Source organism: Microbulbifer sp. ABH2_005, assembly GCF_056160005.1.
This window is the reverse complement of record NZ_JBSWWI010000001.1, coordinates 2113858-2137056: the sequence shown is the minus strand read 5'-3', so window position 1 is coordinate 2137056 and position 23199 is coordinate 2113858. Positions and strand designations below refer to the sequence as shown.

The 23199-nt window shown below is 45.8% G+C and carries 13 protein-coding genes; 6 read left to right on the top strand and 7 right to left on the bottom strand.

Annotation, left to right across the window (positions count from 1 at the left end):
- Positions 1–124: 124 nt before the first annotated feature.
- Together ACXAFI_RS09275 and ACXAFI_RS09270 are read right to left on the bottom strand one after the other, a co-directional pair.
- Positions 125–5869 (bottom strand): PA14 domain-containing protein, encoded by a 5745-nt coding sequence (locus tag ACXAFI_RS09275; RefSeq protein WP_475108582.1) that lies wholly within the window; start codon positions 5867–5869, stop codon positions 125–127.
- 704 nt (positions 5870–6573) lie between these two features.
- Positions 6574–7089 (bottom strand): hypothetical protein, encoded by a 516-nt coding sequence (locus ACXAFI_RS09270; protein WP_444922081.1) that lies wholly within the window; start codon positions 7087–7089, stop codon positions 6574–6576.
- A 708-nt stretch (positions 7090–7797) separates the two neighbouring features.
- Here ACXAFI_RS09270 and ACXAFI_RS09265 point away from each other — a divergent pair.
- On the top strand, positions 7798–9042 hold the full coding sequence (locus tag ACXAFI_RS09265; RefSeq protein ID WP_444922082.1) for a cytochrome-c peroxidase: 1245 nt from the start codon (positions 7798–7800) through the stop codon (positions 9040–9042).
- 47 nt (positions 9043–9089) lie between these two features.
- On the opposite strand, the gene ACXAFI_RS09260 is transcribed toward ACXAFI_RS09265, so the two are convergent.
- The 3 genes from ACXAFI_RS09260 to ACXAFI_RS09250 all read right to left on the bottom strand — a co-directional run bounded on the left by ACXAFI_RS09260 (position 9090) and on the right by ACXAFI_RS09250 (position 11953).
- Positions 9090–10079 (bottom strand): zinc-dependent alcohol dehydrogenase family protein, encoded by a 990-nt coding sequence (locus tag ACXAFI_RS09260; protein WP_475108581.1) that lies wholly within the window; start codon positions 10077–10079, stop codon positions 9090–9092.
- Positions 10080–10154: 75 nt separating this feature from the next.
- Entirely contained in the window at positions 10155–10973 is an 819-nt protein-coding gene (locus tag ACXAFI_RS09255) for an SDR family NAD(P)-dependent oxidoreductase (protein ID WP_475108580.1), read from the bottom strand.
- 8 nt (positions 10974–10981) lie between these two features.
- Positions 10982–11953, bottom strand: coding sequence for an LLM class oxidoreductase (locus tag ACXAFI_RS09250; protein ID WP_475108579.1), 972 nt, complete (start codon positions 11951–11953; stop codon positions 10982–10984).
- Positions 11954–12210: 257 nt separating this feature from the next.
- On the opposite strand from ACXAFI_RS09250, the gene ACXAFI_RS09245 reads away from it, so the two are divergent.
- Complete coding sequence (locus ACXAFI_RS09245) at positions 12211–13122, top strand: LysR family transcriptional regulator (protein ID WP_475108578.1); 912 nt, start codon at positions 12211–12213, stop codon at positions 13120–13122.
- An 82-nt stretch (positions 13123–13204) separates the two neighbouring features.
- Here ACXAFI_RS09245 and ACXAFI_RS09240 read toward each other — a convergent pair whose 3' ends face one another.
- Both ACXAFI_RS09240 and ACXAFI_RS09235 read right to left on the bottom strand, forming a co-directional pair.
- Complete coding sequence (locus ACXAFI_RS09240; RefSeq protein WP_475108577.1) at positions 13205–14233, bottom strand: alpha/beta hydrolase; 1029 nt, start codon at positions 14231–14233, stop codon at positions 13205–13207.
- 105 nt (positions 14234–14338) lie between these two features.
- Positions 14339–15592, bottom strand: a complete 1254-nt coding sequence (locus ACXAFI_RS09235; protein ID WP_475108576.1) for a tyrosine-type recombinase/integrase — start codon at positions 15590–15592, stop codon at positions 14339–14341.
- Between the two features lie 484 nt (positions 15593–16076).
- On the opposite strand from ACXAFI_RS09235, the gene ACXAFI_RS09230 reads away from it, so the two are divergent.
- The 4 genes from ACXAFI_RS09230 (at position 16077) to ACXAFI_RS09215 (ending at position 23112) form a co-directional block, all read left to right on the top strand.
- Positions 16077–19097, top strand: a complete 3021-nt coding sequence (locus ACXAFI_RS09230) for a DEAD/DEAH box helicase (protein WP_475108575.1) — start codon at positions 16077–16079, stop codon at positions 19095–19097.
- Between the two features lie 360 nt (positions 19098–19457).
- Complete coding sequence (locus ACXAFI_RS09225; RefSeq protein WP_475108574.1) at positions 19458–21236, top strand: hypothetical protein; 1779 nt, start codon at positions 19458–19460, stop codon at positions 21234–21236.
- 202 nt (positions 21237–21438) lie between these two features.
- Positions 21439–22167, top strand: a complete 729-nt coding sequence (locus ACXAFI_RS09220) for a hypothetical protein (RefSeq protein WP_475108573.1) — start codon at positions 21439–21441, stop codon at positions 22165–22167.
- 33 nt (positions 22168–22200) lie between these two features.
- Positions 22201–23112 (top strand): SMP-30/gluconolactonase/LRE family protein, encoded by a 912-nt coding sequence (locus ACXAFI_RS09215; protein WP_475108572.1) that lies wholly within the window; start codon positions 22201–22203, stop codon positions 23110–23112.
- The last annotated feature ends 87 nt before the right edge of the window (positions 23113–23199 follow it).

Below are 23199 nucleotides of genomic sequence, written 5' to 3'. Positions count from 1 at the left end.
ATTTGCCCAGTTAGAAACGCACACAATTGAGCCAATACACAAAAAGGCCAGGGAGAAAAATCTCCCTGGCCTTTATCTTTCATTATCTACAAATTATCTACAAATTATCTACTAATAGTGCTAGTTAATCACTCTCGAATACCCAGTATTCTCCATCGCTAGCATCACAAGCACCCTGATAAAGGGATTCTCTATTTGTGATTGATGCTGTTTCGATACACAGGTTAGAGTGCGCAGGCCGGATTCGATAAGTGCCATTTCCCTGGTGCTCCAGGTAAAACCTCTGGCTGTTATCGTCAATGGCCTCCCACTGATACACATTGGCACCTTCAGTATCATTGGCAGCCTCCACTGTCATCAGCTTGTTACTATGAAGCACGGTGAGGGTATAAAGGCCAGCACTAACTTGTGTAACTTGCCATCGTTGGTTGTTGTTGCCGTGGCAATCCCATTGAATAATATCTGCTCCATTGGAATTACTCGCCCCGGTAACATCTGCGCAGCGGTCGCTGGCGGCATTGACGATTTCATAGGTCCCATCGCTCACCGTACCTGAGTTGGAGTCATCGGTTAGGAAAAGCACATTATCGGGTATTGCTACCTTTGTAATTCCCGGGCCTTCATAACTCATTTCCAGCAGTTCGCCGCCATAGTATTCAAAGAATTCGATGATTATATGGTGCCGGCCAGTACCAAGGTCAGTGTCTCCAAAGCGATCGGCTGGTCCGTGAATACCATCATTACTTACCACCTCCTGGTCGTTAATAATGAGGCGTGAGCCATCATCGGACCGGGTGTAAAACCGGTAAGTACCAGCCGTATCAATCTGAATATAACCTTCGTAGCGGAAGCCAAATAGATCATCGCGCTGGCGCAATGTCATATCAATGTTGGCAGTAGTACCCGTAGCAACGGGAGTCAGCTGGGTGAAATCCGGTAATTCGTTCCAGCTCCCTTCGTAATAGGCGTAATTGAGGCCATTGCCCTCACCATTACCTCCATCTTCTACGTCCGCCAGTTGTGCAACCTCCTGGGCTGTTAGGGCTTTGCGATAGATACGCAGATCGTCCAGGTAACCCTGGAAACCTTGTGAGCTACCGTCACCACCGCCGGAACCATCCCCTATGGCAGATTCATATTGATTGATTTCACCAACCAGGGCGCTTAGATCTCCCTGACCAACCACCTCTCCATCGACATAAAGCGTCAACTGTTCACTGGAAAAATCGGCCACCATGGCGACATGGTGCCAGTTACCATCATCAATAACCCCTTGAGTAGCTTCGACACGTACGGTGTTGTAGCTGTGATTGTCATGATCCTGGGCACTGATTAGCGCTTTGATGCTACCGTTGCTGGACGTGGTGAAAGCAAAGCCGCCATTTCGCCCATAGTAATACTTATTGGAGATCAGTATTTGCTCTTCAGTGACTGAGGTATCGGTTTTCACCCAAATGGCAAAGCTGAAATCCTGACTGGTGTGGAGGTTGAGGAAGTCAACAATGGGGTAGGTCTCCCAATAATGTAGAACGCCTTCGCCATTGAAATAGACTGCTGAGCCCTCGTAGCCGGCCTGGCCGAAGCTGACTCCGTCTCCGATGACCCGTGCTTTGATACCAGCTGCATCATCCGTGGTCGAGTCCTCGGAATAATTATCAAAGGTGTAATGCAGGGTGAGAGGGTCGTTTTCATCGCGAACCCAGAGTTTCACTTTACTGGTATTGCCTGCTAAGCCGTTGGCTTGCACACGATACTCAAATTGATCTGGCCCGAAATAATCCGCATCGGGGGTATAAGTGAAACTACCATCCCCATTGAGAGATAAGTTGCCATGTTGGGTTGTACTGATTAGTTCAGCCGACAAGCCATCTCCTGAATCATTGTGCAAAACACCCTGTGACTGGTCCACATTCAGCGTGTTATCCGGGGCTGCCGTGTACTCATCACCGATTGCCGCTGGTCTCCCCAGTTGTGGCAATACTGCCTGGGCTATCCGCTCGCCAATCACCACATAACTGTCATTACCGTAGTGATAGTAAGGCCTTAAATCACTGGAAATGACCAAGCTGGCATTCGGGTCCTCTTCAGCCACAACCCGTTGAGCTTCCATGACTACCTCACCGGCTGCACCGCGGTTATCGTTAATTTGTACGATGATAACCGGCAGATCTGATTGGCCAAGATCATTACGAATCGATGTCAGTAGATTACGAAGATGATTTTCATAATTATCTTCAGTGCCAAAAGTATCGTTGTAACCTTGGAACCAAATAAAACCGGCTAATTCATGATCGATATCCGCTAACTCGTTCGACCGGAAAGCGTCGAAGCCGGTGATCATCTGGTCATACAGGTTGCCCTCGTTGCCGCCGTACGCCAAGGGGCGCCAGTGATCGGGGTTGTCCAAGGTGGTGCCGCCTTGCGCGGCTTTGAATATGGCTACCTCTTCATCCAGAACATCGCCCAACACATGGCCCATTTTGAGTTCGACCCCAAAATTACCATTGCCGTAACCATAACCAGGCTGAAGTGCTCCCAGGGCCTTGTTGGGGCTGATAATCGCTTTGATAAAGACGTCATCCCTCGCAGTGTTCAGAGCGGGGTCAATAATCTCCAGCGCACTGTTGCTGCCATGACCAACCATATTGGATTGTCCGGCCATCAAATACAGTTTGGCCGGGGTTACTGAGCCAACAGGGTTGACCGTTATCGAGACCGTAGCTGGCTCACTGTCTTCACTGCCATCATTGGCGATATAGGTAAAGCTGTCATTACCGCTATACCCATTAGCCGGTGAATAAACCAGGTCTGGGGCCTGGCCACTTAGGGCGCCGTGGGAGGGTGGGTTAACCACAGAATATGCGAGCGTATCGTCATCGGCATCTGAAGCCGTAAGGGTGATGTTGACCGAGCTATTTTGGTTCACGGTTACCATCAAGTCATCAGCTACCGGGGCCGTGTTGTCGGAACCACCGCCGCCACCATCTACACCGGTAAAGAGTAGGGTGTTTGGAATGGCCATTTTGTCGATTCCGGGTCCTTCGAGACTGACCCCAAGCACCTCGCCGCCGTGAAGCTCAAAAAACTCCACCACAATTGAGTGACGACCACTGGTCAAATCAACCTGCCCAGAGTTTTCACGCGGCGCATGCACTCCATCATTTTCCACCACCGTTTGGCCATCAATAATGAGACGCGAACCATCATCCGAGTTTGTATAGAATGTGTAACTCCCCGCTGTGTCGATCTGAATCTCACCCTCAAAGCGAAAACCGAATTCATCATCACGATCTCGGGGGCTAATATCGAAATTAGCTGTAGTACCGCTCTTAACGGCGGTCAGTTGTGAAAAGTCAGGCAGAGAATTCCAAGAGCCTTCAAAGTATTCATAAAGAACACCGCTGGTGTCACCAGAACCGCCACCATCAGTGCCGGAATAGACAATATCATCGGGTAGGGGGGTTTTATTGATGTTCGGCCCTTCGATGCTTACTTCAAGCACTTCATTGCCCCCATGCTCGAAGAAATCCACCACTAGTGCATGCCGCCCTGCACTCAGTTCGATTTGTCCAGAGCGCTCTTGAGCAGGATGCTCACCATCGTTATCGACTACCATCTGCCCATCGATATAGAGGCGCGAGCCATCATCAGAATTGGTGTAGAAGGTATAGGTTCCGGCAGTATCAATCTGAATCTCACCTTCAAAGCGGAAGCCAAAAAAGTCGTTGCGATTGCGCTGGCTGATATCGATATTGGTCGAGGTACCTGTGGCAACGGGTGTTAATTGGGTGAAATCTGGCAGTTGATCCCATTGGCCTTCGTAATAGGCCCAGTTCAAGCCGTTTCTGTCGTTGCCACCAGTGGCACCTGCTTCAATCAGATAATCGTAGCGGTAGGCATCCCATTCGGTAAACTTTTGCGAGGGTGTACTGGCCACCACCAGGTATAGGGTTTCCCCGCTACTGACCGGCACAGTAACAGTGCCTTCCTCGCCAGCGCTAACAACAGGGATAGGGTGGTAACGTCGCTCTTTAGAGTCTTCGTTATAAACCACCGCTTGCGCCCGGAATTCGGCATATTCTGTGTTTGTGACCGAGGGTCGTAGACCGATGAGGTAGGTTTCATCACGCGAGACTTCCACCTCATAGGCGTTATATGCCCAGCTGCCAGGACGATACCGCTCGGGTACTGCAACCCATTGCCCATTGGTGCCTTCAACATCATAGAATTCTGCGATTTTATTATCGACCTCCTCATCGGGTAGATCGTCAGGCTGTTGACTCACCATGCGGCCATAGGAATCCACCTCTGCCTGACGCCACTGCTCCCCATACTCAGGGTAATCCCAGGTAATCGTGCGCGCAGCAAACTCTGAAAATACCTCACGCATATCGTAACCTGCCTGAGCCACCAGGTCGTACATGGCGGCTACAGGGGCAGAGTAACGGCGGTCGTCATTATAAATATCACCGATAATTTTTCGGTCGGTAACGTATTCACTTAAATAAAATTCATAGATACCGGCACCATATTGATGGCCACCTTTATAGGCATCTATGATGCCTTCCTCCAATGGCGAACTTTGATCGGTGTGGAGTGGTTGGTGTGGCTGTAAGGTATACATGCCTAACAGGTTTACTCCGTCATGCCCCGGCTTTTGTGAATAGGCTCCCCAGTTGGCAGTCGACTCCTGTAGCATTTTACTGCCGCCGCCGGCACGGGTCTGATAGGAATGGAAGTTTTCATGTAGGACAAAATTATTCCAGGGGTTGTCTTTGTTGAAATTGTTTACCCAGGAATTCCTATAGGCTTCCGTTAGTTGTAAGTCGCGTGGCTTTTCATATTCACCACAGAGATCCCCGTGCATGTGCATACCAGTGGCCAGTACATTGTGTTCCCAGGTCATATCATGGGCATTCACTTGGTATTGAAGAGATGCATCGGAGGTTTCTACATCATTGGGCCACCAGATACACTGGTACACAGCGCAGAGATAGTTAGGGTATCCTTCAAAAGGCGTTTCCCGGCTACCATTATCATCACAATCCTCGCCGATCTTACTGGCTTCTTCCGGAGAAAGGGCGCGGTTAAAAACCCGTAGATCCCAGATCTTGCCTGTATAAGGGCCAATATTCATCACGCCGGTCAATGTATCTACACCACTCGTATTCACATTATGTTGTATTACATTGCCATTGAAATAGGTGGTCACCATATCCGATTCGATTACCGCAGTGACTTGGTTGCAGCTATAGGTTTTTGAAATGCTTTCGTTATTGATGACTTCGATATCATCATCGCCATGGAGTTGTGTCGCGATGATTCCCTGTCGTTCGATTACCGTTAAGCTACTGGAGCTAATCAGCGTATTGGTTTGTAACGCTTGAGAGGGTATATATTTAAATGAAACTGTTAAAGGTAGCCCAGTACTGCTATTGCCAAAGTCCAGCGCAATAGCTTTTGTGGTCATATCTGTACGGCTTACGAATGGGAAATCATCGCCGTCATCAGGTTGTATCCCGGTATAGGTGGTTTGAACCGAGTGCCCATTGCCAGATAAATCTGTATTGCTAACTTGGTTCGGGACATAAGCAAAGAGGCCGTCAAAAGCACCTTTACCAGTTTGATCGAGAGAGCAGCCAGTCTCGCAGCGATTGGCCATACAGCTCTCACCATCTGAGCAGCTACCGCAATCAATGGTCTCCCCACTTTCGCCACGAATCACTCCACACTCAGCCAAGTGCACACTACAGTAATCGGCTTCGGTAGCTAGAGAAAATCCATAGGCTTTTCCAAAGAGGCAGGCGGTGAATAGTGTTATCAGATGCCATAATTGTAATTTTTTACCAGGTTTTCGACGTTTATTCATAGCGTTTATCCAGCTTATCCTTTTGCTTTAAAACTATTTCTAATGAAATGCGATTTCTTCCAAATACACTTAGAGATTCAACAAAATTCTTGAATAAAAAGATCAGAACTGGATGTTAGTCGATCGTTTTGAGGGGCAACATTCAGCCCTAGTGGAATCGGCGACTTATTTTGTTTTTGTTCTGTGTGGCAAAAATTAATTTATCGTTTGGCGACAGGGAGGTGTTAAAAAATTTTTAGAAATTAACTCTTATCAACTTTTGTAATTATTCAGATTGGCTTTGGATTGGTCATTGGCTTAATAACTATCAATGCTCATGCGGGAATAACGAGGGCAAGTATTCGTTTGCCACCGGTAGTTATATAGGATCTACAGCCCTACTATAAACACTTAACTCGTCTTTTCATGCTTGGTTTTGTGTAAATGAATGTTAGTTATTTGATATGTATGGTGGGTATATATAATTCACAATTGGCACAAGTTTCGCCGGTCCTCCAATGTCATAATGAAGGTGTAAATACCAAAAATATGTCCAGTTACAGACCCTTTCTATAAGTGATATTAAAGCGGACCTTAGAAATATTGAGAAAATAACAATTCCTTAGAGTCCGCCATCTGAGGCGTAGAAGGTCTTTAATTTATATACTAGTCAATAGTGATTGCTAATGTCCTCAATAATTTTTATGAAACTTGTTATTCTTGATTTATTCGGATTCAACAGTAATTAGCAGTGTCCCAGAGAAGGGAGCTGATGCCTGATTGGGCTCCCATTCATTTGCCGGAATACTAATAAAAAAAGTCGCGTTATCATTTGGACAGCTAGATGCTTGAAGAACATTGTTGGCGATAGTTATTCCGGCATTAGCTTGTTGAGGAAATCCACCATCATTCTGGTATACAACACTATAACTAATTGAAGTTCCGTCAGTTCCTATCAATCTATATGTAGGGTCAGTTCCATCATTCTGAAAGGTTATGCCGTAAGTTGAAAACCCATTTCCCGCAACACAAAACCTGTCATCGCCTGTTGCACTATTTCCCGGCATGGGATTTGAAATGGTGATTGGGTCAACATTGTCTATTGTGATGATCGTATCAAATTGGAGGGTTACCAAACTGGTTGCACTATCTGTAGTTTGGGAAAGTGCGGATGTGGTATAGCCAAGTGTTATCCCTGTGGCCAATATTGAAGCCATAAATCTATTTGTAACAACTTTCATCAGTAACTCCCTTTATCATTGGATTTCACAATGCCTGTGAATGAAATAACATCATAGCGACATGGGTGTGGTTAGGCTGTGCACAGAAATGTTAGCAGCAGCTTTTCTATCCAAATTTATAAGGCGGCCATCTATCTTAAAAAGGGATAAAATTACTATTTCTTAAGAAGAATTTCTCATTTTTAATTCATTGTTTTGGCGTTCAGCTCACTTTCATTGATTTTAAGGTGAGTCCCTGAGGTTGTGGGGAATTGTGGTTAGTGTTTTCAGAAGATTCCTTAGATTATTGAATTTCAAATAAATATGTCTGATTGCCACTTTATAGGAAATCTATAATCTAAAGTAGCTAATAGACTCGTTGTGGGACTTGCAGGGTCTTCAATAGAAGTAATAGACAGATAGATAGTGAACCACTGGCTCCCTGGTAAACTATTACATGGAATCTTGACTCTTAACTCATGAGTAAAGGGGAAAGATTTTTTCATAGTTTTTTTCAAAATACGCTGATCTTTCCAAGGAGCAGTTGAAGCTGGTGCTATGTAATGTAACGACAATGTATACAGCGGATAAGATTAAGATGTTCCGTATCTCTGAAAAGAAGGGAAGAAGCGAAATTGTAGCTTCAGTGAGAGAATCTGCTGTAAAGCAGCATACAGAGTATGAGGATTACGGCATGAGAATTAAAGCTAATAGGCGCGGGGGCTGGGTATGTTGATCGTGGCCGGCGCCATGATCGCCTTCTCGATCTTTGTCCTCCCTTTGACGGGGGAAACGGCCACCACGCTAGACAAGAAACCAGCGGCGCTTCCGCCGCTGCAGAATACCACGCTCCCCGATCGGGTTGAGCTGGGATTCCTTCTTTACAACGACCTGAACATCTCGGCTAGGCGTAACACCGGCTGCGTCACCTGTCACGCGCACTCGGCCGGTTTCGCCGATCCACGCAGTGTCGCCGATCCGGTAAGCATGCCGGTTTCCCCCGGGTCCGAGCCCGGGAAATTTGGCACACGCAACGCCCAGACCGCCGCCTACGCGACGTTCAGCCCCCCGTTCCACTGGGATGAGCAGAAGCAGACCTATGTCGGCGGGCAGTTCTGGGATGGCCGGGCCAACTCGCTGAGAGACCAGGCAATCGGACCGCCTCTCAATCCGCTGGAGATGGCCATGCCGAACAAAGAGGCGGTGCTCGCGCGTCTCGCGGAGAATCCGGTCTATCTCGAGGCTTTCCGGCGGCTCTACGGCGTAGACCTCAAGTGGCCACAGGTCGATATGGTCTACCCCAAGTTCGGCGCCGCAATCGGGTCCTTCGAGCCCACTGACGAGTTCGCCGAGTTTAATTCCAAATACGACTACTACGTCGCTGGCAAGATTGAGCTGACCCCGCAGGAACAGTTGGGACTCCAACTGTTTAATGGCAAAGCCAAATGCAGCAACTGTCATAGCAGCAAGCCGCCGGCGAACTACCCGCACGCCCTGTTCACCGACTTCACCTACGACAACCTGGGGCTTCCTGTGAACCCGCGAATCGCTGGCCTGCACGGCGTCGACAGCCTGCCACTCGACCTGGGCCTGGGCGGTCGGCAAGAGATCGCCGCCAAGCACCCCGACGGATCGCAGGATGGTAAATTCAAGGTTCCCACTCTCCGTAACATTGAGATCACCCCACCCTACGGGCACAACGGCGTCTTTGCCACGCTCGAGCAAATCGTCCACTTCTATAACACCCGTGATACGCTCGGTGAAGTGCCTGACGCAACCGACCCGAACTTCGGAATCACCGGCTGGCCTAAACCCGAAGTCCCTAAGAACGTCAACCGGGCCGAGCTGGGCAACCTCGGGCTGACTGACGAGGAAGAAGCCGCGATCGTGGCGTTCCTGAAGACATTGACCGACGACGCATTCGACGAAAAGGACCTCGAACACCCCGAAGGCGAGGCGCCGCTGCGCCGCTGACGATAAACAAATTGTCGAGCAGATTTGGTCTTAACTAATCCACTTTACTAGTCAATAGTGACTACGACTTTGCCCATTGCTTTACCGCTTTCCAGGCGCTCATGAGCTTTGCCAATCTCTTCTAGTTTATAGGATGTATCGTCAAGCACTGGCTTCAGGTCACCCTCTTCAACAATAGATTTCAAGGCCTTTAAGATGAGTCCATGTTTCTCGCGGTGAAAGTTATGCAGCATCGGAATCAGCATAAATACAACATGTAGAGATAACCCCTTGAAATGTGCCGTTGTTAAGTCAAGTTCAACCATGGCAACTGTTGACACAACTTGACCATTGAGTGCAGATGCTTCAAATGATTTTGACATGTTTGTACTGCCAACAGAGTCGAACACTATATCGAATCCATCACCACTGGTATGTTTCTGCACATACTCTTCAACCGACTCATTTTTATAATTAATAGGTATTCCACCCAGTTTTTCAATCAGGTTCAATTGTGCCTCACCACCGCCAGTAGAAAATACATTAGCGCCGAAGTGCCTAGCCAATTGCAGAGCTACATGACCAACTCCACCTGAGCCGCCATGGACAAGCACCTTTTGGCCCGTTTTAATGCCGGCCCTTAGCAGGCCCTCGTAGGCAGTGATGCCAACTAATGGCAAAGCCGCAGCCTCACGCATCGTTAAATTGGTTGGTTTCAATGCAATTAAGTTGGCATCTGCAACCATGTATTCAGCCAGTGTTCCCGGTAGGTCTGCCAGACCACCTGCACAGCCATAGACTTCATCGCCAACTTTATATTCGCTCACACCTTCACCAACTTCTTCGATAGTACCGGCGAAGTCCATACCGAGTATTGCGGGGGCAGGTGGGGAGATTGGTAGCTCTTTGCCCATTTGGCGAATCATCGTATCCACTGTATTGACACTGGTCGCTGCCATTTTAACGAGTACATGCCCAGCCTTAATGGTTGGCTTAGTGACTTCTGCCTTTTCAAATACCTCTGGGCCACCAAAGGTGTTTACGATCATTGCTTTCATGTAAAGTTCTCACAAAAATACTTGGGGTGAATGATATGAGTTTGGTTAGTATGATGAGCTAGTCCTATCTCGTAACTAGGCGTCTTTTATTCCCAGTTTATCTGCAATATCTATAATTTCTTCGATGAGTGCTATATTCAGACTTTCATCCAGGGCATCGGGGTGTGGCGGAGACCAATTACCCAGGTCATTGTCAAAGTATTGACCAGAATTTCCTGAGAATTCATCGCTTAATGCGGCTCGTACCAATATATTCGCACCAATACTTAAATCTCTCCCTAATGATCCATAGGCCTCTTTTACCATTTTACTCCCTAGAAATGATGCGGGATTGATTGCGATGAGGTCTGGTGCACTATCATCAAGCAATTTGGCCAGTTGAAATGTCCACATGGTGAGAGCCAGCTTACTTTGGGCATAAGCATCGCTATCAGATAGAATCTGTTCTCCTTTGAGTGCTTGCAGGCTCACAGGCGCTTGTGCAGCAGAAGACAAATTGATAATACGGCCTTCAGTATTGAACAAAGGTAAAAGACGCTTCGTTAGCAGGTAAGGAGCGATGACATTAACTATAAAGCGAATATCGTAACCCGCATCAGTTGTTGGGTTATCCGTTTTGAATACGCCCGCATTATTAATAAGTACGTCAATACTCGAATAGCGGCTTTTAACTTGCGACGCCAGCGCTTCAACGTCTGACAGGTCAGAAAGATCTGCAAGAAATATCTCTAAATGGGTATCTGGATAGTCTTGGGAAATACTCTCCTGGATGTTCTTTAGTTTCGATTTACTTCTTCCATGCAGCAGTAAAGTGTGCCCTTTTGATGCTAATAGCTTTGCTGTTTCTAAACCGATGCCGTCCGTTGCACCTGTTAGCAGAATTGTCTTTGCCATTTTAAGTCCTACCCTTTGAATTCTGGAAGAATCATAGTTGCTATTTTTTTTAGCGTTTCTTCCACATTTCGACTGTTGAAGCGGAGATTAAGGGCAATGTGGTTGATGCCAATAGTCTCTCTTGATCTCAAATACCTACCTAACTGGTTAATGCCGAGTCGATACCCCAAGTGTAATGGTTGTGGCGGGTAATTGGGGTCGTCCATAATGTCTATATAAAGAGGTTCCATGATTGGTTTACTCGATACATATTCTTCTCTGTTTTCTCTTAGCTGCTCGATAAAGCCCTTTTGTTGCGTAAGTGGTCGCGGGTATGTAATCCACCCGTCGCCGTTGTTTGCCAACCAATCAGGAGATTGCTGGGAAGATCCGGTTATTAGTAGTGGTAACTGGTTGCCTTGAGGCTTTGGCAGTAGGTCCATTTCACCAGATACTGTTCCAAAGGCATTCTCAAACTTAGGATAGGGCATAGTAACTTTGCGAATGTATTCATAACTATTCCGGAATGACTCTCCTCTGTCTGAATATGAAACATTCATCGCTGGATATTCCTCAGGGCGATCACCACTGGCAACACCCAGAATAAGGCGCCCTCCAGAAATCTGGTCAACCGATGCGGCAGCTTTTGCAACATGTGCGGGGTGACGCAGTGGCAGAATAAGGCTTGCCACTCCTAGGGCAATCTTTGAAGTAGACCCTGCAAGTAATCCAAGATAGACGAAAGGATCAAAAACTTGACCAGCATCACCAAATGAAGGCACGTTGAATGGCACATCTCTGAGCCAAACGGCGCTAAATCCCAGGGCCTCAGCGAGTCGTACTCTCTCAATATGTGCTTCCATAGTTGGCATCGAGTTTGTCGAGTAGTTTTCAATAGGTACGACTAAGCCAATAGATAGTTTTCCGGGCTTAAATACGCTATCGAAGCCAATATTTATGCTAGGAAAACACTCAACTTTGTCTTTATGACTTGCAGTCACTAAACATCCCCTTCATCAAAGTTGACACTACGGATTTGGCCATTGCCACCAACCATCACATGGCTGAGGTTTTTGAGGTCAGGTTTCCCACAACCTCGATAGAAATGAACAATTGGCCTACTGATATTCGCTGACCCCTACCTAATCACTAAGCTCTTGCTGAAAAAATCTCATCGACGGGACACAGCCTAATGCATTGGAAATGCCGTATAAATGATGTATAAAAGTATTCAGAATTCTGTTTTTGGATATAATAGATGGATACGAAAGGTATCAGGCTTTTTGTACTGGCAGCGGACATGCTCAATATAAGTTCTGCTGGGCGTAAGCTCGGGCTAGCTCCCTCTGTAGCCAGTGCACGTCTGTCAAAGCTTGAGCACCAATTAGGGGCGGATCTTTTTCATAGATCTACTCGGAGGGTCGCTTTATCGATTGAGGGCGAGGAATTCCTTCCCTTCGCCAGGGAGATTCTTGCGCAAGAGGACGCAGCTCTGGCAGCGCTTGGTAAAGGCAGTTCAAATGTAAGTGGAACATTGAGATTCGCCGCTTCTAGCACCTTTGTGCAGCGCTTTGTAGCACCCATCCTCCCCAAATTTCTTGAGAGCTATCCTGATGTGAATGTGGAGCTTAAACTATCGGATACGCAAGTTAATCTAATCGAGGGTGGCTTTGACTTAGCCCTGCGCAATTATGCGGTTGAGGATAGTAGTTTAATTGGCCGAAAGCTTGCGGATGATAAAAGAATTTTATGTGCTTCTCCTAACTACCTAAAGAAATATGGTGTTCCAAAAACTCCTGAAGATCTCGTTAGGCATCAGCTTCTAGTCTTTATGAATTCAAAACCCAGAAGGCTGATCTCTGAAACCGATAAGCAAGCCGGCTCCTTTCCACCACCGAATGGTAAATCTCGGGTTATTTGCGATGACGGTGCCAGCATGCGCATAGCGGCTAAGGCTGGTGTTGGTATTTGTATGAGTTCTCTGTGGAATATTCACTCAGAGATAGAAGAGGGCACATTGATTCGTGTGTTACCGGATTACAGAATTGATGACCAGGCAGCTATTTGGCTTGTTTACCCTAAATCTAATGTACTGACTTCAAAAGTTAGAGTGTTTATTGATTTTTTGGTTGAAGAAATTGAAGAGGGTGTTTTCTCAGAAGTTCTGTAATTTTCTTCAATGCTTTTTGCTCAACAGAAAGCTCCACTTGCACAGCTAAATTTTTGATTTATCCGAAATTTTATAGACGCTGCTATTGAGTAGTATTGAGCCATTTAATAATCGCTTCATGCTCGACATCTCCTATTGTGTTCATACTTGGGTGATATCTGCCATTAACTTCGAATATTTTTATATTGTCTTTATTCAATTGTTTGTAATTTGCATATGGTGAAACTTGGTCTGAATCTGAGAGGATTAGTAGTGTTGGGGTCTGGGAGGTTTTTAAGAGGGGTTGTATGTTGGTATCTTTCAAATCAATATTAGCTCTTTTTAGAGCTATAACAGCTCCCTTACGAATGTCTCTCTCAGGGATGATCCTGCTAAGCACGGGGTAGTCGATCTTCATATAATTGTATACGGCCTCATCAAATTGCGGCATTGGAGCTAAAAGAATGATTCCGTTAATGTCTGATCTTAAAGAGGCAATATGTGTGGCCGTTAAGGCGCCCAAAGAGCTTCCTACAATATATATGTTTTCATCTTTGATGGCTCCCTCTTCAACTAGGTTGTCAATAAGGGAGTTGATATATTTGCTATCATCTACCCCATATTTCTTCTTACCACCAGTATCACCATGACCGAGAAGGTCTGGAACAATAACCTGAAATCCTAGGAAGCGGAAATAAAGAGCAGAATTCAGCATAAATTCTTTAGAGGTGCGAAATCCATGCAGTAAGACTACTGTGCCATGGTAACTTCGATCTAGGGAGTCTCTATTTAAGTTAATTTTAACAGTATTTTCTCTGTCGCCCCGACCTAATATTGCAGAGTAGTTAAGGTTGTTGTCGACTAAAGGTGAGCCGTAATAATAGCTAATACATTTCTTATTATCAGGTAAGCAATATTCGGTTTTCTTGAAGCCAAGCTCTTCAATGCGCTCGGTAGTTATTCTGTCAACAAAAGAAAAATTTTCAGCTTTTTCTATTGAGCTAGCTATTCTTTGAGAGCAGGCAGAGATAACTATACATATTGAGATAACAGTTAGCACTCTGATTAAAATTGAGCTGGCTTTATATTGCTTGAATTCAATAGGTAACTGTAGTTTATTCATTTGGCGCATAGGTAAATTTGCTGCTGCATGAGTTGCTCACTTAGTGGTGTCCCGCGTTTTTATTGATTTATTTTGGGATAGTGCATGCTTGCTACAAGTGTAGGGCAGTAGTGTTTACTGCTCCTCCTTAACCCGCTTACTGCGTCCACTCTCATGACGTTCACGCATATCAGAATCGATATACCGATCAGTAGTAGCCATACTTGCGTGACCTGCATCATCACGGACGTGTTCTCGCGGGCGGTATTTCACATCTTCGGAGATACCAGTATGCCGCAGCCAGTGCACCGTTGCTGCCTTCAGGTCTTCTGCATCTTCACCTAGACCTTCCTCAACCATACGCTGGTAAGCGGCATCGAAGCAGTTCTGCACGATTAGCCGTACTTGGCGTGTACTGGTAACAGGTCCCTTACCGCGAGATTTCTGCACCAGCGGTGTCTGCTCATTAATACTGGGTAGGGCAGGGAGCTGCAAATGACTTCTGTAGCGCTTCAGAGCGCTCAACATCTGATCACAAACAGTAATGGCACGGCCTTTGTTACCTTTACCAGTGACGTGAAACCACCAGTTCCCGTCGCGATCCTTCTTGAAGTCCCCCATTACAGGTGCAGATCGTTCATCCGCAACCAGCTCAGAGATGCGCAGGTACATGGCATATAGGGCGTTCATAATGAATAGTGTACGCTCGTGCTCATGTGGAGACATTTCAGCCATAATCTCGGCAGTTTCCAGCACATAGTCCCACTGTAGGTTACTGATGCGTCGAACCACCTGGCTTTGTTGCTCACGCCGCACGAACTTACTTTTTTGCCGGATCAATGCCACAGGGTTAGCTGGAACCAAGCCTTCTTGAAAGAGAAAATCGAAGAAAGAAGACAAGGCTGTAAAGATACACTTGATGGCAGCTTGGGATGGCCGGAAATCCTTGGGCGATGGTGTCTTACCAGAACGAAACTCAACTTTAGACACGCTGACGACGAATGGCCGCCAGTCAGCGTTAACAACACGCTCACCATTTATAGTTTTAAAACGAGCTACATTTTTGGTGCCAATCCAGGCAATAGGCGGTTCAATACAAAACTGAACGAAATCTTCAATATGCTCACGCTTGAGCGACAAGATAGAGACCTCCTCAACACGCCAAGCCCATTGCAGCAGTCGCTCAAGTTCTCGCCGATAACTATTAAAGGTTGCCTGGCTACCGTTGTAGCTGTAAAGAAACTTAAGCGTGAACTCCAGATCGGTATCAGCATCTGGAATCTGCTTGTTGAGATAACGGCTGGCAGAAAAGCTACTGCAGCGGAACGGATTCTCAAGATTGCTTAGATTGTCGATGATTGGTGCTGGTGGCTGGTTAGAGGCAGACATAGAAATATGAAGTTGTTGTTGGAGTAAAGAGCTTAACTAGTCTTCTGATTTTATCCTAAATTTCAACTGGTTAGTGCGTTTATTACCAACTAAAATTGATGACTGACTGATCGTCCACTTTTTTTGAGCCTGTACATACTCCCCCAAATAAATTGCTTAATTAAACAACCAGAAATTAATCAAATAGTTAATATTAATTTTAGGGGGGATCCAGGTGGCGTTGCGCCTTCAAATGTTGGTAGTCCCCAGAGTGTGCGATAACCTCTAAAATCAATCCGATCTCATGAAGAGCTCGGCTTGGACATCGATTTAACCGCTGCCATACTAGGCACCTACCGGTGTTAAGGACTTGAGACCCTCACAAGCAATCGACTGAAATGTCTTCGATTGCTCGAACTAACCTTCGAGAATTATTAACAAATAAATGATTAATGACATCTGATAAGGTATTAATCCAAAATTAGGATTGTTGAGTCACTTTGATATGGAATTCACGCAAAATTTAACCTCATATTTTAAGCAATCTCTCATTGACGGCGAGCGACTTTGTCCACCGGATAGAGATCTACTTCCTGCCCTCGGACGTGGTAAGTCCACAAAGGCGTCAAACGCATATATAGCTCAACCAGCAAGTATCTGGAGTCAAGGGTGCGTTCCATCGGACCTGGCCGAAAAAATTATCAATGGACAGCAAACCCCTAAATCCCCACCACTAACTGAACTAGAACTCGTCCTTCTGCCCAGAATTGATATTTACGATTATCGGGGAGGCTGGAACACCGCATTAAAACGTAAGGTCCTTACACCCTTGTGCGTGTTTGTACGGCTGCAACGAGATGGAACTTTACTGCCTGGCCGTAATGCACCCTGGATACCCAGGGAGTGGCTGTCGCCAAATACCAGTGCGACCCAACCTTTTGCGGAATTCTCCAATGTAGATGAGTTTTTGACTTTGAATCCGTATGAAGGAATTGAGTCTTGGGCAGATTTAATGTCTTACTGTGAAGCCATGTTGGCTACCGCGGTTGATTACACGGAAACCGAAAATATTTCATCAAACGCTCTTCTATTTGAAGTTCCTTTACATTCTGAATACACGGTTTCGGATCAATGTCTTTTCCAAGTGGAACCTCCAGTCGTAGGAGTTAAGGCCAAAATTATCGGTGTGCTCGAAAAGTTGTTAGAGACAGGAAATTATCCACCGTTATATCACCGCTTTTGCAGTGTAAATGATCTGAAGCTAGCTCCCCATGAAATGCTTGTTCATGAAGAAGCCGGAGAAAAGTCTCATATAGCTCAAATGACGGGCGAGTTTGCACTATCTAACCACCAGCGGAATGGACTGCATTACTTTTCTAAACAGATGAATGGAGAAATTCTCGCTGTTAATGGTCCTCCCGGTACGGGAAAAACAACTCTGCTTCGTAGTATTGTTGCTAACCTTTGGACCACCGCTGCGTTGGATGAAGCTGAACCGCCTTTGATTGTTGCAGCTTCGAATAATAATCAAGCTGTAACGAATATCTTGGAAAGCTTCGCAAGGGTGGACGAAGATGGACTTAATGAGTCACTTAAGGGACGGTGGCTACCTGGCTTGGATAGCTACGGCCTTTACTGTTGTGCGGCGAATAAGAAGAAAGATACTCCTTACTTGCATATGGACTCTAATGGTGATGGCACTATCAAGAAGTACCAAAATCAAGAGTATATTGATGTAGCTAAAGAGATGTATCTCCAGCGAGCCTCTACTTGGCATGGAAGCGCTATAGAAAAAGTAGGAGATGCAAGATCAATCCTCCATCATAATCTAAAGGATCTTGTTAGAAAAATCTCTAATGCAGTAAGCATTAAGAAAAGATTTATCAAGGCAGAGTTAAGTTTGCTCTCTATCGCAAAATCGTCTGAGGATATGAAATTAGTAATCAATGACCATCGGGCGATGATTGAGAATGTTAATAGAAAATTGCGTGAAACGAATGAGCAATACGATATGGTTTGCGAGCTATGGGAAAGACGATCCATTTGGATGCATCTGTTATTTTTGATTCCCACAATTCGCAAAATCGAATATCGTAAAACTAAGAGATTGCTTAGCAGGTGGTTTGATAGCATTCAATTGAAAGGCTTCTCTGATGACGAGGTGGATGATTGGTTTAGAAGGAAATTTAGTGATTTTAAAGATGAGTTAGTAATGCTTGAAAGTCACGTAAAGCAGTGCGAGAAAGTACTGACAAGCTATCTTTCAGCCAAAGAAGATATTGAAAATCTGATTGCACGATATCGACCAAAAGAGCTGTTTACAACAGGGCTTGCGGATCAATGTACGGAGATTGTTGATCGTACATTGCGGTTTACAAGTTTTAAAATTGCATCTCACTACTGGGAAGCTAGGTGGATTGAAGAAACTGAAAGCTTTCTGCTGGAACCCGATGAGTATGAAAGGTCACCCACAACGATGCCGAGGCGATATCGTAGGCATGCAAAGCTAACTCCCTGTTTCGTATCCACGTTCTATATGTTGCCAGCTGTTTTTACGGCATATCGAGGAGAAGATAAACCACTTTTTGAAGAGATAGATTTATTGATCGTCGATGAGGCTGGTCAGGCGTTGACTGAAGTATCTGCAGCCAGTTTTTCGTTATCGCGAAGAGCACTAATTGTCGGCGATACAGATCAAATTGAGCCTGTATGGAGTGTTCCTGAAAAAATTGATTTGGCGAACATCATCCAGTTTGGTCTTCTTGACGATATCGAGCAATATGAAGAGTTTTGGAAGAAAAGCGGTCTTCTTGCAAGCAGTGGCAATGTGATGAGAGTTGCTCAGCGTCAATCGAAATATCATCAGTATGAGAAATTATCTCGAGGCTTATATCTTACTGAGCATCGTCGTTGCTATGATGACATAATCAAATATTGTAACAAGCTGGTCTACAAGGGGGAGCTTGACGCGCTTAGAGGAAATCCAAAATTAGTTGTACCCTGGGGCACAATGAGTTTTTATGAGGTGTTTTCTCCATCACAATCTATAGGTGGGAGTCGAGCGAACTTAGGAGAGGCAACAGCCATTGTACGCTGGTTATGCGATGAGCGAAAAACTATTCTGGATTACGCGAGAAGGCAAGACAAAAAGATGATTCAACTGAGCGATGCTGAAGTATTGAAAAAGTCTGTGGGAATAATTACGCCGTTCAATAAACAAGCAAAAATCATTGTGAAGCTTCTTCAGCAGTACGGTATTCATGGACTTACAGTTGGTACAGTTCACAAGCTTCAGGGGGATGAGCGATTACTAGTGTTGTTTTCCAGTGTTTATGGCGAAAACAATAAGGCAGCTAGAAAATTCTATGATCGAGGAAGCAACATGTTAAATGTGGCAGTTTCTCGTGCTAAGGATTCTTTTATTGTTTTCGGACATCCTGAGGTCTTTGGTGTGGGAGCAAAAGGATCACCTTCAGGGATGTTGAGACGTGAATTGAAAACGCTTAATACAACTTTGCCTGCATAGATAATCCGTCATCTGCCACGAACATGCCTGAATGCCTTTGGGGGGCGAGCCAGAACTGTAATTCAATTTTGGGGACTTCGACGGTTTTCGGTTCCGAAAGCCCGCCTTGCAGGTTGAAGTGGCCGGACTTAGGGGGCTCTATACCGGTATCCATTCAGGAGGGACTCGTAAGACATCAACAGGCTGTTGTGATAAAACAATATTTGGCGGGTGATTCCTAGTGAAAATCGTTTCCTTTGTCCAGCTGCATCCTACTCTCTACTTAGTTTTGAATTTTGTTAGTGTATCAAGCTAGCAATAAGTAAAGCCAAAATGTTGAACCTTCCGCAGTAGCGGTCATGAGTAGGGCAGGGGATGCTTATGAAAACCACAGTATATATTGCACTTTCGTTACTTTTAACCTCCATAGTTTCAATTTCCGCCACAGCCCAATTGGCTATTCCAGAAGTAGGGACCTCGGCTTATCCAGATGAAATGTGCAAACGGGTTAAGCCGCATTTTGAAAAGCTATTTAAAGCGCCAGTCGATGAATGCTTCAATGGCGTTGGTCAACCCTATCCAGAGTTAGTGGACGGCGTCTGTTCGGCGGGAGAACCTAAACGCAACGGTACGCGGATTTGGGGGATGGCTGAATCTCCCCAATTTTTATACTGGGGAACCGGCAGCAATTTTCTCTGTACTGCACAAGCGTCTCCAACCGCAGTATTGACTCCGATATTAGCCCCAACCCAGGGTTGGGTGTGCGAGTTCGCCGATGGGATACTCGCTCAGGAAAACCCAAACCTTAAAAACCTTGGGGACTGGCGGGCACCCTCTGCCTACCGCATAGATACTTGCACACTTGAAGTCACAGAAGTTACTCCCACTTACGATCCGCTTCTACAGGACATCCTTGGATTACGCTCGGGCGGCTACGCGGATGACGTGATTTTTCTTGCAGGGCCGGGTGGTATACAGGAGGGAATTGCCGGCGTGGGCAGCGGTAACAGCATTATTATGCTGGCTTGGCAGGCAAGTACCGGGCGGTATTTGGGTTCAAAGAAATTTCCTGAATATTCTAATATCCGTGAGTTTCTTAATCATGAGGGCGTTTTATATACCGGTGTGCGATTACAAGAGGATCTTGGCGGATCGGGCCGGGTTTTGCGTTGGATGGGCGATCTCGATGATCCATTCAATTTTGAAGTCATCGGCACTATGGAAAGTACTCCGGCCGACATGACGATACACAACGGGCGTATATTTTCGTCTACCTGGCCGAACGGTGATATTGAAACAGGAGAGGTGCAAGCCTACGCCGGGATAGTGATGAGTCCCCATATACCTTCAGGTGGGTTCATGCCCGATAATGCCGAAGAGTGGGAGGAAGTTTGGAATATTAGCGAGTACGAACCAGACCCCATCAGCGCTCGGGCCTATGCCGGTGGAGATATTACTTCATGGCGTGGGAATCTCTACTGGGGTACGATCAACTTTCCGTTCAGTGGATTCAGGAGCCATGTTCTCGCCTATGGTGAGACGTGGGGTACTCCTATTGGAGAGTTGAACACCATTATGGCAACCCATAGAGCAACAACCGTATTCCGCGGGGACAACTTTGAAGGAGAAGGGCAGCCAAATGTTGAAGTTCTCTATGGGTATGAAACGGTTCAGGCTTGGGACCCGGATCTCAATAAGTTTGTGGAAACACAAACCTTGGCCGGGCCCCCAAAGCTAGGCGGAGCTGGATTGGGCTGGCTGTTTAATGTATACACTTGGCGCCTGGGAGTGACTGGAGACAATCTTTATCTGGCTACACTGGACGTCAGCTCACTTATACCGAGTGTAATTGACCTTTCGGGTGAGCTTCCTGCAGAATTTCTGAATCTCCTTGAGGATGCGTTATCCAACCCAACAATCTCGGGCGCAAAACTCTATCGTTTTTTCTCTCCAGACCTACAGGCAGTCCCTGCCACTATAAATGGTGTAGGTAATTCGGGCAATTTCGGTTTCCGTACGATGATCAACCACCCAACTTTTATGTGGTTGGGTACCGTAAATCCCTTCCACCTAAATCCCGAAGGGGGTTGGGAGTTGTATCGGTATGCACCGACCGCACCGGTTCAGCAGGAATCGGTGGATGGGGCGAGGTATGATTAATTCAATGCCTTCATCGTAGCCCAATTTGAGACTCATTAAGGAGTTAAGGGTTTGGAGTTTGATCGTGTTATGGCTGTGCTGGATGATGAACGCTCAGCCAGTTTTCTTTTTTAAAAACGAGAAAATACTAGGAGTCGAACCGTTAAGTGCGGCGGATAACCAAGTGTAACATGATAAAGAGAGGGGAGGAGGGCTTTAGCTTTTGCGTAAAATAGTGTCCTTTGTATGTTTTAAATTTATATTTTTACTAAGTATATCTTTAACTTCCCTTGCGGGAGTTCCAACCTGGGACTCCTTATCTTATGGAGGAAGTGTAGAAGCACAGATTGAAAAAATTGAGAGTGACAGGTTAAAAAGTAACAGTTCCTATGGAAGGGCAAAAATCATTTTTGTTAACCCGATAAATAAAGATGAAATTGTAAGATGGTCAATTACTAATGGGGCGATTATTGACGGCTTGGAAACAAATCTGCAAGTAGGTGACCAGATATTTTTAGTTGAGATGAATACACTGGCATCTGAGCCTCATCTCATCAATGAAAGAGTAACTTCTGCTGAAAATCAACATAGGACATTCTTAGGGGGGGCAGCTGGCGGCATGTTAAATCGTGCAAATGTAAATGAAGATTTAGAAAAGTCTAAGATGTTGAAAGCAGCTGCTAAAGAAGAAATATTATACAACAGTGCAACGGTTTACTTAAAGCTAGAAAAGCTTTTAGAACTGCATGTTTCCCCTGATATTAAAGCGATTATATATTACGGACCAATATCTGAAGAAGGCGTAATAAAAAGACAGCAGCAAAAGCCTCTCGAAGAGCTATTGGGCACAAAACTTAATACGACTAGCCTATGGTGCCCAGCTAGAATTGAGGACACATTACTATACGCTGAGGATATCAATGTTCCTAATTCGTCTAAGTTTCAAGTCTAAGACCTATTGAAACTATTAATAAGGGTTCTGACAATGGAAATTGAATGCCTTTGGGAGTGTAACGATGGATTGGGAGAAACACCCATCTGGCATGCAGAAGACACTTCTATCTACTGGGCGGATCACGTCGGCCCTTCGGTTGATTTGGCAGGGCCTCGGCGACCATCGATTCGGCGGCTAAACATCACTACTGGTGAAAGAAAGACCTGGAAAATGCCGGAGCAGGTAGGGTCCTTTGGTTTTCGTAAGGGGGGAGGGTTGGTTGGCGCTGCCAACTCAGGATTTTGCACTATCAACCTTGAAACAGAGGAGTTTGAGACAGTTGTTGACCCGGAACCGAATCTACCCCAAAGCCGGTTAAATGATGGAAAGATCGACCGAAGGGGACGTTTTTGGTGTGGTAGTATGGATTCGCAATTGAAAGGTAAAGTCTCACATTTATATTGTCTTGAGCCTGATTTTAGCCTGCGCAAGGTTGCTAAGGACTTTTCCTTTGTGTGTTCTAATGGGATTGCCTTTGATCCAGAGGACTCTCGTATGTACTTTGGCGATTCCATTGGTGGCATGATCTATGTATTTGACATGGATATGGATGAGGGCCATATCAGCAACCGTAGGCCGTTCTTTTCAGTTGAAGATCGCAAGCCCGCGATTGTAGATGGCGCAACAGTTGATGCCGAAGGGTACTACTGGTTTGCTTTGAATCTTGGCGGTAAGATTTTAAGGGTTGATCCTAAGGGCCGCCTTGATCGTGAGATTGACCTACCGATCCGGAGTCCCACCTGCGTCACATTCGGCGGCGAAAATTATGAAACTCTCTACTTTACTTCACAGCAATCATTTTTAACTCCTGAGGAGTTGGCCCGCCACCCGCAGCCAGGTAGTATTTTTGCTATTCATGCTCTTGGTGTTCAGGGGCTGCCGGAGCCAAAGTTTGGAGCTTGAATAGCTCACCGATTTAGGGTCACCGATTAGGCGTATGCACAGCTAATTGGGGCCAAAACTTTCCGTATCATTAAACCGAGAAATGAA